This is a genomic window from Rhizobium sp. NZLR1 (assembly GCF_017357385.1).
Taxonomy (GTDB): Bacteria; Pseudomonadota; Alphaproteobacteria; order Rhizobiales; family Rhizobiaceae; genus Rhizobium.
Genome location: NZ_CP071633.1, coordinates 80,565 through 93,731, shown reverse-complemented (window position 1 = coordinate 93,731; position 13,167 = coordinate 80,565). Strand labels below are relative to the sequence as shown.

10 protein-coding genes and 4 pseudogenes are annotated in these 13,167 nt (G+C 60.3%); 10 read left to right on the top strand and 4 right to left on the bottom strand.

All coding sequences use genetic code 11. The features are described 5' to 3' along the window. Positions 1 to 19 precede the first annotated feature (19 nt). The 10 genes and pseudogenes from J3O30_RS22830 to J3O30_RS22790 all read left to right on the top strand — a co-directional run bounded on the left by J3O30_RS22830 (position 20) and on the right by J3O30_RS22790 (position 8,972). Complete coding sequence (locus tag J3O30_RS22830) at positions 20 to 1,276, top strand: ABC transporter permease (protein WP_207584857.1); 1,257 nt, start codon at positions 20 to 22, stop codon at positions 1,274 to 1,276. Further along, positions 1,276 to 2,097: an ABC transporter permease gene (locus J3O30_RS22825; protein WP_207584856.1), complete on the top strand. Its 822-nt coding sequence runs from the start codon at positions 1,276 to 1,278 to the stop codon at positions 2,095 to 2,097. Before J3O30_RS22830 ends, J3O30_RS22825 begins: the two co-directional genes overlap by 1 nt. Before the next feature lie 16 nt (positions 2,098 to 2,113). Further along, entirely contained in the window at positions 2,114 to 2,470 is a 357-nt protein-coding gene (locus tag J3O30_RS22820; RefSeq protein ID WP_207584855.1) for a RidA family protein, read from the top strand. 276 nt (positions 2,471 to 2,746) lie between these two features. Next, positions 2,747 to 3,001: pseudogene (locus J3O30_RS22815) on the top strand (phosphoheptose isomerase); the annotation flags it as partial. Positions 3,002 to 3,707: 706 nt separating this feature from the next. Further along, positions 3,708 to 5,096 (top strand): group II intron reverse transcriptase/maturase, encoded by a 1,389-nt coding sequence (gene ltrA, locus J3O30_RS22810; RefSeq protein ID WP_207584854.1) that lies wholly within the window; start codon positions 3,708 to 3,710, stop codon positions 5,094 to 5,096. An 86-nt stretch (positions 5,097 to 5,182) separates the two neighbouring features. After that, positions 5,183 to 5,554, top strand: a pseudogene (locus J3O30_RS22805) (SIS domain-containing protein); the annotation flags it as partial. 17 nt (positions 5,555 to 5,571) lie between these two features. Beyond that, complete coding sequence (locus J3O30_RS22800; RefSeq protein ID WP_207584853.1) at positions 5,572 to 6,810, top strand: glycosyltransferase family 2 protein; 1,239 nt, start codon at positions 5,572 to 5,574, stop codon at positions 6,808 to 6,810. A gap of 20 nt (positions 6,811 to 6,830) precedes the next feature. After that, positions 6,831 to 7,022: pseudogene (locus J3O30_RS33775) on the top strand (hypothetical protein); the annotation flags it as partial. A gap of 43 nt (positions 7,023 to 7,065) precedes the next feature. Then, a complete protein-coding gene (locus J3O30_RS22795) occupies positions 7,066 to 7,446 on the top strand; it encodes a hypothetical protein (protein WP_246762844.1) in 381 nt (126 codons plus the stop codon). Beyond that, positions 7,443 to 8,972, top strand: a complete 1,530-nt coding sequence (locus tag J3O30_RS22790) for an FAD-dependent oxidoreductase (protein WP_207584852.1) — start codon at positions 7,443 to 7,445, stop codon at positions 8,970 to 8,972. Before J3O30_RS22795 ends, J3O30_RS22790 begins: the two co-directional genes overlap by 4 nt. A 14-nt stretch (positions 8,973 to 8,986) precedes the next feature. On the opposite strand, the gene J3O30_RS22785 is transcribed toward J3O30_RS22790, so the two are convergent. The 4 genes and pseudogenes from J3O30_RS22785 to J3O30_RS22770 all read right to left on the bottom strand — a co-directional run bounded on the left by J3O30_RS22785 (position 8,987) and on the right by J3O30_RS22770 (position 13,167). After that, positions 8,987 to 9,787 (bottom strand): PhnD/SsuA/transferrin family substrate-binding protein, encoded by an 801-nt coding sequence (locus J3O30_RS22785; protein WP_207584851.1) that lies wholly within the window; start codon positions 9,785 to 9,787, stop codon positions 8,987 to 8,989. Positions 9,788 to 9,829: 42 nt separating this feature from the next. After that, positions 9,830 to 11,283, bottom strand: a pseudogene (locus J3O30_RS22780) (NAD-dependent succinate-semialdehyde dehydrogenase). A gap of 10 nt (positions 11,284 to 11,293) precedes the next feature. Next, positions 11,294 to 12,370 carry an ABC transporter ATP-binding protein gene (locus J3O30_RS22775; RefSeq protein WP_207584850.1) on the bottom strand — a complete coding sequence of 359 codons (1,077 nt, stop codon included), beginning with the start codon at positions 12,368 to 12,370 and terminating at the stop codon, positions 11,294 to 11,296. Further along, on the bottom strand, positions 12,367 to 13,167 hold the full coding sequence (locus J3O30_RS22770; protein ID WP_164006719.1) for an ABC transporter permease: 801 nt from the start codon (positions 13,165 to 13,167) through the stop codon (positions 12,367 to 12,369). The genes J3O30_RS22775 and J3O30_RS22770 overlap by 4 nt, the downstream gene beginning before the upstream one ends.

Genomic DNA, 13,167 nt, shown 5'->3' with positions numbered 1-13,167 from the left:
CCGCAGGAAGGCATCAGCGATGGTGATCGCGACAATGAATGAAGGCGACGGCGCGATGATTGCCGCCCGCACGCGGGTGAAAAGCCTGGGCAGTGCGAAAAGCAAGGCGCAGTTCCGAGCGCTGTTGCTGATCGCACCTCTGTTGATCTTCCTGCTGCTCGTCTTCGTCTTGCCCATCGCCCTGTTGTTGACGCGCGCTGTCGACAACAGGGCGGCCTCCGCCGCCCTGCCCTATACGATGTCGGCGCTCTCTTCCTGGAATGAGAAATCCGCGCCTGACGAAGCGCTGTTTGCCGCCTTTGCCGCCGATCTGAAACAATCGCCGCGCGACCAGATCGCCGAGGTGGCCAAGCGTCTCAACTATTACGAGACGGGCATGCGCTCGATGCTTTTGAAAACAGCCCGGACGATCCGCGAAGCGCAGCCGCCCTACAAACCCGCTTTTGTTGCGATCGACCCCAAATGGGAGACCCCGCACTACTGGACGATCATCAAGAACGCCTCGCCTGCTTTCACCGACTATTACCTGCTCGCCTCGCTCGACCTGGAGCGCGACGCCTCGGGTTCCATCGTCAGGGTCTCGCCAGAAAATGCGGTGCACGTCGATGTCCTGATCCGAACGTTCGTCGTCAGCGCTTCGGTCACCGTGATCTGCCTGTTCCTCGGCTATCCCCTCGCCGCCCTGATCGCCCGGTCGAAAGGCGCGGTTGCCAACACGCTGATGATCCTGGTGCTTCTGCCGTTCTGGACCTCGCTTCTGGTCCGCACCAGCGCCTGGGTCGTGCTGCTGCAGGGGCGTGGCGTGATCAACTCGGCGCTCATCTGGCTAGGCCTGGTCGACCCCGCCCATCCACTCGACCTGATTTACAATCGCATCGGCGTGCTGATCGCCATGACCCATATTCTGCTGCCCTTCATGATACTGCCGATCTACAGCGTCATGAAGAGCATCCCCCCGGTCTATCTCCGGGCCGCCTCGTCGCTCGGCGCGCCGCCGGTCTCGGCCTTCTTGCGCATATACCTGCCGATGAGCATGCCCGGCGTCAGCGCCGGCGGGCTGCTCGTCTTCATCCTGGCGCTTGGCTATTACATCACGCCGGCTCTGGTCGGCGGGCCGGGAGACCAGATGGTCAGCTATTTCATCGCCTATTATTCCAACCAGGTCACCAACTGGGGCATGGCGGCGGCTTTGAGCACGATCCTGCTGGTGGCGGTGCTGATCCTCTACGCCGTTTACAATCGCATCGTCGGCATCGACAGGCTGAGGATAGGCTGATGACCAACTTCCTTTCATTCCCGCGGCTGTTTTCGATCCTCCTGTGGCTGGCTGGCGGCCTGGTGATCCTGTTCCTGATCGCGCCGATCGTGGCGATCGTGCCGCTGTCCTTCAATGCCGAGCCGTTCTTCACCTATCCGATGCCCGGGCTGTCGCTGCGGTGGTATCGCGAATTCTTCGATTCCGACGTCTGGCAGCTGGCACTGAAGAACAGCATCATCGTCGCCGTCTTCGCTACCCTTCTGTCGACCTTTCTCGGCACGCTTGCTGCGATCGGGTTGAGCCGGCCCTCCTGCCCGGCGCGGGCGACGCTGACCGCCATTTTGATTTCGCCGATGATCGTCCCGGTCATCGTCTCGGCAGTCGGCATCTACTATGCCTTTGCCGCCGTCGGGCTGCTCAACAGCCTGACCGGACTGGTGCTGGCGCATACGGCGATCGGCGCGCCCTTCGTGGTGATTACCGTCACCGCCACGCTCGCAAGCTTCGATCACAACCTGATGCGGGCGGCATCCAGTCTCGGTGCTTCCCCTGTCGAAGCGACATTGCGCATCATGCTGCCGGTCATCGCACCGGGCGTGGCGTCCGGCGCGCTCTTCGCCTTCGTGACGTCGTTCGACGAAGTGGTGATTGCGCTCTTCATTTCCGGGTCCGAGGAGCGCACGCTGCCGCGCCAGATGTGGAGCGGCGTGCGCGAAACGCTGAGCCCGACAATCGCCGCCGTCGCCACGCTTCTCATCCTGTTTTCGACGCTGTTCCTCGCTACGATCCAATGGCTGCAGCGACGCGCCGAACGCCAGAAGATTGCCCATAGGGATTGAATAGAGGAGTTTGAGCATGCAGATCGAACGCTACGAAACCGGAAAACGGATGAGTCAGGCCGTGACCTATGGCGGCTTCGTCTTCCTCGCAGGCCAGGTCGCGATCGACGCGCCGGGCTCCTCCGTCCGCGAACAGACGACCAACATCCTGGCACGGATCACCAAGCTGCTGGAAAGTGTCGGGAGCAATCCGACACGCATCGTCAGCGCAACCATCTGGATTGCGGATATATCCGAGTTCGAAGAGATGAATATCGTCTGGGACGCCTGGGTGCCATCGGGCCATGCGCCCGCGCGCGCCACCGTCGAGGCAAAGCTCGCCGCGCCGGAGTTCGACGTAGAGATCGGCATCATTGCGGCAATCGGAAACTGACGGGGCGAGGCTTTGCTGAAAGGGACTGCCAACCCCTCGCCCACCTGCATGGCATAACCAGCGCGAGCGCTGAAAAGCGCTTGTCGTCGCGGCTCAACTCGATCGGCCGCCCTGAGCCCCGGGCGCAGTCGGTGAATTCAATGCCTGGCGTGACACCCCTAGTTGCAAAGCCGTGACAGTCGCCGACAACCCTTAAAAGAGCGGGTGAGCAACTTGCCTTTATACCATTTAGTCTTTAAGGACGCCCCAATTTCCAAGGCGCAGGACTGAACGAGCATGTCACATCACGAGAACACGTATTCGGGGCTCGGTGTCACAGCCGGCGATCTGGATCGCTACTTCACATTTCTCCGCCACGCTCTTGTGAATTCGACCGCCACGAGGGCAGCCGGAAAGCCGCTGGATTATGCGGCGGCAGTGACGGAATCCATGCAATTGGCCCGTGCCACGCACGATGCCGGCCGAAAGATCATGTTCATCGGCAACGGCGGCAGCGCGGCAATTGCCAGCCATATGGCGACGGACTACTCGTTCGACCGGATCTGTCGATAAGTTATTGAGTTTTATCGATAATTTCAGACGGAAAAAGCCTCTTTTTCTAGTGCTCCACGGCGTCTGTCGTCGGAGACTCTGCAGTGCTCAGATGTCCCTATCCGGGGGTGCGACGGAGTAATCCAACGTACTGAGACCCGGTGACACCGGACGGTTGGCTGGTAGCCTAGACTGGCCACAGTCCCAGGGAAGACGGGTATGGTGAACATATAGTGAACTACCGCAAGGTCCGTCATGTCGAAACGGCCAAATAAGGCTGATAGGCCGTGACCAAAAGGTATGTGGGGCAAGGGCAGTAGGTGAGTAGCTCCTGCCCAGCACTTGTAGCCCCCACCGGATTACGGGGTGGCACCTAACCTCGTCGTGTTCTGGAGAGAGAGGAACCGGGTAAGCCCCACGGACCCCGCGCAAGCGGTATCCCGACCGCAAGGAAGGGGGATGGTCTAGGGGGTAAAAGATGTCAGAGAAAGCGAAGGCCTCCTATTAATAGGGAGGATAGGTCCCCTTGCGGGAAATGGCCGGTCCCAAAGGACGCAGACTTCTGACTGGTGTCAACGGAAGCAAAACTAACGCGATGGCAGAACGGACTAAGACGTTAGACGGCAATGCCGAACGGATAGCCCGACGACCTATTAACACTTGGAACCAGGTCAATTGGGCCAGTGTTGATATGGAAGTACGCCGGATGCAAGAGCGTATCTTCCGGGCTGCAAAGAACAGTGAGCACGCGAAGGTCAAGAACCTCCAAAAGCTCATGATGCGATCCTTCCATGTGAAAGCTGCGGCGGTCCGTCAGGTCACGCAACTCAACTCGGGTAAACACACCGCAGGTGTGGATGGCTACGTCTGTTCCACAGATGCCGAGCGCATGGACCTCTTGAAGAACGGTCTGAGTTTCGACGGGTACCGAGCCTCACCAGTGCGACGGGTCTACATACCCAAAAGCAATGGCAAGCTACGGCCGCTCGGAATACCAACTGTGAAGGACCGGGTGATGCAGGCGATTGTCAAGTTCGCCCTGGAGCCAGAATGGGAGAGCCGTTTCGAGGCGAACTCATATGGTTTCAGGCGGGGACGGTCGGCCCATGATGCGGTCAAAGCCATCTGGCTGGCCGCAAATAAAACTGGCGCAAGCCAGTGGGTGTTGGATGCCGACATCAGTGCGTGCTTCGACATGATCGACCACGATGCACTGATAGCGCTCCTCCCTGAACACTTCCATGACATCGTTCTCCGGTGGCTCAAAGCCGGGGTGGTGGAACTCGGGACGAGAAAGGACAGCGAAGCGGGAACGCCGCAAGGAGGGATCATCTCTCCCTTGTTGGCGAACATCGCGCTCAACGGGATGGAACGGCTCTTCGGGGCTGAATACCCTAGCGGTAAACCAAAACCTCCCAGAAAGCGAAGTGGTCCCAATCACGGTGTTAATCTCATCCGATACGCCGACGACTTTGTCGTGTTTTGCCCTTCGCAGGAAGTAGCGGAACAGTACGTCCTCCCAAAGCTGGGGGAATTTCTAGCCGAAAGAGGACTGGAACTGAGCGAAGCGAAGACCAAGCTGGTCCATATCAGCGAGGGTTTTAATTTCCTCGGCTTCAACCTCAGAACGATGTCCGGGAAGGTGCTGGTGAAACCTCAGAAGGAAAAGGTCTTGGATCATCTGAGACAGATTTCCACCTACCTGAGAAGCAATCGGCAGCTCCGGACAGTATCGATGGTCACGAACCTCAACCTCGTTATACGGGGTTGGTCTCTTTACTATCGCTACGTCGTCGCCAAACGCACGTTTGCGACAGTCGACAACGCTCTATGGCCCATGATCTATAAATGGGCCAAGCGCCGACACCCTCAGAAGCCGCACAAGTGGGTGGCACGGCACTATTTCAAAAATGGTGTTGGTTCCCGCCAATGGCAGCTTAATGACGGAAAACGCGGGCTGCTCAAACACGACTTCTTCAAGATTCTTCGCTGGGTAAAAGTGAAAGGTCGAGCCTCCCCCTTCGACCCAGACCTCAGGATATACTGGGAGCTGCGTCGCAAGGAGAAGCACCTCCGAAGTCGCATTACTGCGTAGCCAGATGCTTGAGCCGTGTGTGGGGAAACTCGCTTGCACGGTTCTTAGAGGGGGGTGCCACCGTGAGGTGGTGCCCCCACTCGATGAAAAACGGTGGGCTGCGCGCGATGGCGATGAACGATGGCGCAACGCTGACATGCCTGTCCAACGATCTCGGATATGATAATGTGTTCGCGACGCAGATCGACATGCACGCGAGCGAAGGTGATCTGCTGGTGGCAATCAGCAGCTCTGGGAGATCGGAAAGCATTACCCGGGCCGTCCGTACGGCACGCGCCAAAGGCTGCGCCATTATGACTTTGAGCGGGTTCGCGCCAGGCAATCCGCTGCGCGACCTGGGTGACCTGAACTTTTATGTCGCTTCCGATCAATATGGTTATGTGGAGATCGCGCATCTGGCGATCTGCCATGCCGTATTGGATTTTTCCTGCGGACTTGTGCCGCCTACCCTTTCTTAAAGAGCCGTTTCACGCGCATGAATTTCCCCCGCATCCACGATCCGGAATTGACGCTTCTGACGCCCGACGATGATGTCGCCAATCCTGAAGTGACGATTCTTGTTCCTTCTCTCAACGAGGAATTGACGATTGGAACCTTCGTCGACTGGTGCCGCGAGGGTATTGCGGCAAGCGGTGCGGCTGTCGAGATCCTCATCGTCGACAGTTCGACCGATCGCACACCCGAAATCGCCCGCGACAGGGGCGCCCGCGTGTTGCGGACACCAAAGCGCGGTTTGGGCAGAGCTTACATCGATGCCATTCCATTCGTGCGCGGCAAGTTCATCATCATGGGCGATGCGGACTGCACCTACGACTTTCGGCAGATAGCGCCGTTTATCGAGGCCTTTCGGAAGGGCTACGACTTCGTGATGGGCTCTCGGTTCAAGGGCTCGATCGAAGACAACGCGATGCCGCCGCTGCATCGCTATTTCGGAACGCCACTGACCACGTGGATCCTCAATCGGATGTTCAGCAGCCGCTTTTCCGACATCCATTGCGGCATGCGGGGCATCAGCGTCGATGCCTTGCTGCGCATGGATCTTCGGTCGCAAGGATGGGAATATGCGTCGGAGATGGTGCTGAAGTCCGTGCATATGGAGCTGCCGACCACCGAAGTGCCGATCCACTTCCTGAAAGATCCGGACGGTCGGCTGAGCCATATGAAGCGGCGGGGTTGGATGGAGCCGTGGCGCGCAGGCTGGCGCAATCTCCAGGCAATGTTCGTCTACGGGTTTGATTTCTTTCTCATCTGGCCGGGCTTCCTGCTTCTGGCCCTCGGCTTGATAATTATGCTGCCCCTGCTCGCCGGGCCTATGTCCATTGCCGGTGTGCGGTTCTCGTCCAATGCCATGCTGTTTTCCATGGCCCTGGCCGTACTTGGTCAATCCATGCTGGTTTCGGCGGCAATCGGACGAGTGATTTTCGACTATTCGGGACGCGCGCAGGCCCGTTTCGAGCGGATTCTGCCTTACAATGCAACGATCTGGGGATCGGTTATCGCCGTTCTGGCAGGTGTTTTGTTGGCGGTTCCGCTCTTCGATTCCTATGTCGGAAACGGATACGTGCTGCCTGAGATCGGCGTCGAGACCAACTGGGCCGTCTTCGGGCTCTGGCTCATCATTACGGCGTTTCAGATCTTTATATCAGGGCTCATGATAAGAGCACTTGGGGTCATGCTGCCCCTCAAGAAGCCTGTGCCTCCTCTCGCGGGATAGGAGCCACGAAAGGGGCGATAATGATCGTAGGCTGGTGCACGGTTCTCTCCACAATTTTATGGGGCCTCGTGGTCGACAGAGGCATCGTTGCTTGGCTCAACCGGCGTTGCGATCAGCCCTTGCGGGACGGTACTGACTTTCTATTAAGCGGTATTCTGCCGTCCCTGGCGATCGCCGGCGGCGCGGCTACCATCCTTGGCGCATTTCACGGGCGGGGAGAGCCTCAGGCTTCTGAACTTGAACTTGAATGACCCGATGACTGCGCTTGCTGGCGAATTCGGCCAAACAGGCGAGGAGCGATCGCGGAGTGAAGCGCGGGCTCTGCTGCAATATCTCGACGCAACAGCCACGGAAATGCAACTCCAGCGGCTTTGCGAAGGGCTTCGGCGCGAAGGGCTGTCGCCGCTCGGTCTTTCCACGACGGTGATCAGGCATCCGCGCCTGCTGGCGCTCTTCGAGCCGTCGGCCAATCGGACGCAGCATCGCCTCGCGCGAGCCCTCTACCTGGCTGACCTCGCGAGCGAACCGGAGAGGCATGCAGGCCACAAGGCCGGGTTTTTCGGCGCAGCATTGACCATCGCCAGCGATGTCCTGCTCTTTCCGCTCCGCGCGCTTTTGGCCGGGAAATATCGATGAATACGCCCGACGCCGACTTCATCATCATCGGCAGCGGTCCTGCGGGCGTCTCCGCTGCGTTTCCGCTGATAGCGGCCGGCCGTCGAGTTCTGATGCTGGATGCCGGCGATGACGCCGGATCGCAGGAGGAAAACCGCAGCGTCCGCGTCCTGGGAAGCGATCTGGAATCGCTGCGTGCCGACGATGGCAGCTCGCCGAAACTGCAAACCCCTGCGTCACGCGGGATTCTCGAACGGTTCAAACGCGTGTCCGGAATCTCAGGCGTTGGCTTCAACCCGATTGGCAGCCTCGCGCGCGGCGGGCTCTCCAATATCTGGGGTGCGCAAGTCAGCTATCTCGACGCTAGGGATATCGCGGATTGGCCGATCGACCTCGCTTCCCTGCAGAACTCTTACGAGCGGGTATCCCAACGCATCGGGATAAGCAGCAATGCCGATGTTACGATCCACGCCAACGGCCGGGCCAGCCTACCGCTTGGTGCGACAGCCGTCCATGTTCTTCGTCGACACGAGGCCGCACAGCCGGCGGATCGGTCGTTTCGGCTATTTCCCGCCGTCAATGCCATACTCTCCAAAGCGCAGCCTGGACGTGCGGCATGCGATCTGCGCGGCGACTGTCTCTACGGTTGCCCGAGCGGTGCGATCTATAACAGCAGGCAGGACCTGCTTGCGTTGCGCAGATCACCGCATTTTCGTTTGCTCGACAACATGCGGGCCGTCTCGTTGACACGCGGCTCGGGCTGGACGGTCGAAACGGCGGATGGATCGTCATTTTCCGCACCGCGGATCATTCTTGCCGCAGGGGTGCTGGGAACGGCCGCCCTGCTCACCGATCTCCTGCCGATTGGCGAGGAGGGATTGCGTCTCCTGAACAGTCCCACGCTGGCTATTCCTCTGCTCTCTCCCGCGAGATTGCTGCGTTCGGCGACGCCGACGCACAGCCTTGCGCAGCTCGGATTGTCTCTGCGCTATGGCGATAGCCCATCCGATTACGTGACGGGAGCGGTCTATGAAGTCGGCTCCCTGCCGGCGCAGAGTTTCGTCAACAGGATGCGGCTCGCCCGAAAGGCCGGGCGAGCCGCGTTCGAACTTATTGCCGGAAGCCTCCTCGTCGCGACGATCTACTATCCCGGCGATCAAAGCCGGAGCTACATTCATCGCGAGGTAACGGCGAAAAAAGGACTGACGGTCCGCGGCGGTTTCGCGGAAGGTTTCGACATCCGCGCCGAGGCTTTGAAAAACGCGCTTCGCCGTGAATGGAAACGGTTGGGGCTCATTCAGCTCCCGGGCGCATCGCTGGCGGAGCCGGGTATCGACGCCCATTTCGCCGGCACTCTGCCTATGGGCGAAGCCGGGCCATTTGGCACCTCCTCGGACGGCGAACTGAATCTCCATCCGGGTCTCTACGTCGTCGACGGCTCCATTCTTCCCGATCTGTCTTCGAAATACGTCACGATGACGATCATGGCCAATGCCGATCGCATCGCCCACCGTCTCGCCGAAATGGAAGCAGCCTCGGCGCTCTGAAATCCGCTGCCTCTTCAAGCTCTCAATTGCGGCAATGCCTCACCGGCCAATGATAGAAGCGGCTCGTAGTCGGCTTCGGAAAGCACGGCAAAATCGGTGAGGCCGAGTATTGCGCGCGTCGCTGTCAGCGATGGCTCGCTGATGGCGGCGTCGAGCGCATTTCGCAGCAGAAGGACCCTGTCGTCCGAGGCATCGCCCGAGGTGATGAATGGCAGGCCTGGACCTTTGGGCGTTTCGGCGATGATGCGGACCCCTTCAATCTGGCCGGGATCGAAGCGGCGAATATTGGCGTAGGTGATGCAATCGATCGCCGCGCTGTCCGCCCTGCCCTCGAGGACGGCGGCGATGCTGCCGCCGTGGCTGCCGGTTTCGATGATCCGGTCGAAGAAGCGACCGTCGCGGGCAAGCGGAGCCACGGCGGCGCGAAAGAGATTGCTGCCGGAATTGCTGTCAGGACTGTTGATCGCAGCCGTGGTGCCGCGCAAATCCTCAAGCGAGCGAAGCGAAGAATCTTTGCGGACGACGATGAAGCTGCGCATCAACGGGCCGTCGCAGCCGGGATGGTCATACACCGGCGTCGCCACCAGGCGAACCCTGCCGCGCAGGCGCCTGGCAAAGGGATAGCCGCATGTCTGCGAGAGGAGAAGGTCGGGCCTCAACCAGGCTTCGTCATAGGGCACCGTCTGGTCGAGCACCTCGGGCAGATCCGTCAGCCCGGCTTGTAAGAGATAATGTCGGAGGAATGACCAGAGTTCGGCCGTCGCATCCGCAAGCGGCGGGGATGTGAGATACATGGCAATGCTGACGAGGTGCATGCTGGGTCTTTCTTTGCGGCAAGGCGCAAATGACGACCAAGGTCAGGCAATGCCGCCCAGGCATACATACTTAAGTTCGGTATATTCGTCCAACCCGTGCCTGGAGCCTTCGCGACCGAGACCCGACATCTTGACGCCGCCGAACGGCGCCTCGGCGGTGGAGACGAGACCGGTATTGACGCCGACCATCCCATATTCGAGCGCTTCGGCGACGCGGAATACCCGCGACAGATCGCGCGCGTAGAAATACGAAGCAAGCCCGTATTCGGTGTCGTTTGCCTGTTCGATGACGTCTTGCTCGTCGCGAAACCGAAAGAGCGGCGCAAGAGGCCCGAAGGTTTCCTCGCGGGCGACCTGCATGCCGGCAGCGACATCGCGCAGAATGGTCGGTTCGAAGAAAAGGCCGCCGAGTGGGTGACGTTTGCCGCCTGAAACGAGTGCTGCACCCTTTGCGACGGCATCGCTGATATGCGTCTCGATCTTGGCGACAGCATTTTCGTCGATGAGCGGGCCGAGCACGACGTCACGCTCCAGGCCGTTTCCGACCTTCAGCGCCGAAACGGCCGTTGCGAGCTTGGCGGCAAAGGCCTCGTAGACGCCGTCCTGGACATAGAGCCGGTTGGCGCAGACGCAGGTCTGGCCATTGTTGCGGAACTTGGCGATGATCGCACCTCGACCGCAGCGTCGAGATCGGCATCGTCGAAGACGATGAAGGGTGCATTGCCGCCAAGCTCGAGGCCGAGCTTTTTGATCGTCGGCGCGCATTGCCGGTAAAGCAGCTCGCCCGTCCGCGTGGAGCCGGTGAACGTCAGGACCCTGATGTCACGGCTTGCCGTCAGGACCCCACCAATTGCGGCTGCGTCACCCGTGACGATGTTGAGCAGGCCAGCCGGCAGGCCGGCGCGCTCGGCGAGAATGGCGATGGCGATCGCCGAGAACGGCGTCTGCGGCGCCGGCTTGAGAACGACGGCGCAGCCGGCGGCGAGTGCCGGGCCGACCTTGCGGGTGATCATTGCGTTCGGAAAGTTCCAGGGCGTGATGGCGGCCACCACTCCAGCCGGCTGACGCAGGACGAGAATGCGCTTGTCCGGTTGGTGCCCCGGTATGGTCTCGCCGTTGATGCGTCTTGCCTCTTCGGCGAACCATTCGATAAAGCTCGCGCCATAGGTGATTTCCCCCTTGGCCTCAGCGAGCGGTTTTCCCTGCTCCAGCGTCAGGATCATCGCCAGATCGTCGCGGTTTTCGATCATCAGACGATGCCAAGCCTTGAGAACGGCGGCGCGTTCGCCGGCGGTCTTCTTCGCCCAAAGCTTCTGGGCAATGACGGCAGCTCGAATGGCCTCCTCCGTTTCCGCGGCCCCGAGGTCGGGGACCGCGCCCAGCTTCTCGCCTGTCGCCGGATTGCGGACGGTCGTCGCCGGACGGCCTTCCGCTTCGATCCAGCGGTCGGCGACCGGGCATGCTTGACGGAAAAGCGAGGGATCACTGAGTTTCATAGGACGACTTTCAACAGAAGACGTGAGCGGCACCCGGATCGAATTCCAGATGCACCGTGTCTCCACGGCTGAGCCCGGTGATCGCTTCGTGACCGAACGGCAGGCGAACCGCCAGCGCCTCGCCCCTCGCCGTTTCTGTGGAGACGTGGATATTGTTGCCGAGGAAGGTAATGTCGCTGACGGTGGCGGCGAGACCCGCTCCCGCTTGGGCGCGCGACAGCCGAATGCGCTCCGGCCTCAGCATCAAGGCTGCTTTTGTGCCGGCAGTCCCCTTTCCATGCACCGGAATGCTGTTGAAGACGGTGCCGCCGCCAAGGGAAATTGTGGCCTGCCCGTCGGAGGACGTCAGCAGGTCGCAGGAAATGAAGTCGCTGTCGCCGATGAATTCGGCGACGAAGCGGGTCTTAGGATTGGCGTAGAGTTCAGGGCCTGTGCCGATCTGGTCGATGACGCCCTTGGAAAAGACGGCGATGCGGTCGGAGAGCCGCAGGGCCTCCTCCTGGTCGTGGGTGACGTAGAGGATCGTCACTTCAGTCTGCTGGTGGATGCGGCGGATCTCGTGCTGGATTTCCTCGCGCAGCTTCTTGTCGAGCGCCGACAGCGGCTCGTCCATCAAAAGCACCGGCGGATCATAGGCAAGGGCTCTGGCAAGCGCGACGCGCTGCTGCTGGCCGCCGGACATCTGCGCCGGCTTGCGGTCCTCGAAGCCTTCGAGCCGGACAAGACGCAGCATCTCCTTCACCTTGCTGTCGACCTCGGCCTTGGACTTGCGCCTGACCTTCAGCGGAAACGCGATGTTTTCGCCCACCGTCAGATGCGGAAACAGGGTGTAGCGCTGGAAAACCATGCCGATATTGCGCTTGTGCGACGGCGTAGCGAGCAGGGTCTTGCCCTCGAGCGTAATGTCGCCTTTCGTCGGATTGTCAAATCCCGCCAGAATGTAAAGCGTCGTGCTCTTGCCGGATCCGGACGGTCCGAGAAAGGTGAGGAACTCCCCGCGCCGAACGTCGAGCGTGACGTCGTGCACGGCGACCACGGGGCCGTATTCCTTGCGTATTCCGCGGATCTGAAGGAATGGTTCGTTCATTGTTTCAGTACCTTACGCACGACGGCAACCAGGGCCATCAAGATGATCGTCAAAAGAATGAGAAGGGTCGACGCGGCTGCGACAACAGGCGTCAGGTCTTGCCGCAACGTCGCCCATACCTTCACGGGCAGCGTCTGCAGGGTCGGGCTGGACATGAAGATCGCCACCACCACCTCGTCCCAGGATGTCAGGAAGGAGAAGACGGCCGCCGAAAACAGCCCATGGCTGATCGCGGGAAGGGTGACCCTGATCTTTGCTTCCAGGGGCGAGGCGCCACAGAGCACCGCCGCATCCTCGATCGACTTGTCGAAACCTTCAAGCGCACTCGATATCGACAGGATCGAGAAGGGCAGCGCGAGCACGAGGTGCGAAATGACAAAGCCCGTCAAGGTGCCGCCAAGGCCGATCCTGAGAAAGAAGGCGTAGAGGGCGACCGCGAGAACCACGACCGGCAGGATCATCGGCGTGAGGAACAGCGCTTTCAGCGCATCGCGGAACATGAACGAACCGCGCACCAGTCCGAAGGACGTCACAAGCCCGAGCAGCACCGACAGAACGGTGACGATGACCGCGATCTTCAAGCTCGTCAAAGCCGATTCCAGCCAGCGCGGATCGGCGAAGAGTTCGCCGTACCATTGAAGCGTCCAGCCCGGCGGCGGAAAGATCAGCCACTGCGACGAGCCGAAGGACAGTGCTGCGATAAAGACGATCGGCATCAGCAGAAAGGCTGCGGTCAGAAGTGTAATGCCGAGAAGGGCGTATTTCCACCAGCCGAGACGGTCGAAATTGAGCAACAT

What these genes read in the sequence shown, in the direction of transcription:
- J3O30_RS22830 (WP_207584857.1), top strand. Translation starts at nt 20, where the DNA reads ATGGTGATCGCGACAATGAATGAAGGCGACGGCGCGATGATTGCCGCC.
- J3O30_RS22825 (WP_207584856.1), top strand. Translation starts at nt 1,276, where the DNA reads ATGACCAACTTCCTTTCATTCCCGCGGCTGTTTTCGATCCTCCTGTGG.
- J3O30_RS22820 (WP_207584855.1), top strand. Translation starts at nt 2,114, where the DNA reads ATGCAGATCGAACGCTACGAAACCGGAAAACGGATGAGTCAGGCCGTG.
- ltrA (WP_207584854.1), top strand. Translation starts at nt 3,708, where the DNA reads ATGCAAGAGCGTATCTTCCGGGCTGCAAAGAACAGTGAGCACGCGAAG.
- J3O30_RS22800 (WP_207584853.1), top strand. Translation starts at nt 5,572, where the DNA reads ATGAATTTCCCCCGCATCCACGATCCGGAATTGACGCTTCTGACGCCC.
- J3O30_RS22795 (WP_246762844.1), top strand. Translation starts at nt 7,066, where the DNA reads ATGACTGCGCTTGCTGGCGAATTCGGCCAAACAGGCGAGGAGCGATCG.
- J3O30_RS22790 (WP_207584852.1), top strand. Translation starts at nt 7,443, where the DNA reads ATGAATACGCCCGACGCCGACTTCATCATCATCGGCAGCGGTCCTGCG.
- J3O30_RS22785 (WP_207584851.1), bottom strand. Translation starts at nt 9,787, where the DNA reads ATGCACCTCGTCAGCATTGCCATGTATCTCACATCCCCGCCGCTTGCG.
- J3O30_RS22775 (WP_207584850.1), bottom strand. Translation starts at nt 12,370, where the DNA reads ATGAACGAACCATTCCTTCAGATCCGCGGAATACGCAAGGAATACGGC.
- J3O30_RS22770 (WP_164006719.1), bottom strand. Translation starts at nt 13,167, where the DNA reads ATGTTGCTCAATTTCGACCGTCTCGGCTGGTGGAAATACGCCCTTCTC.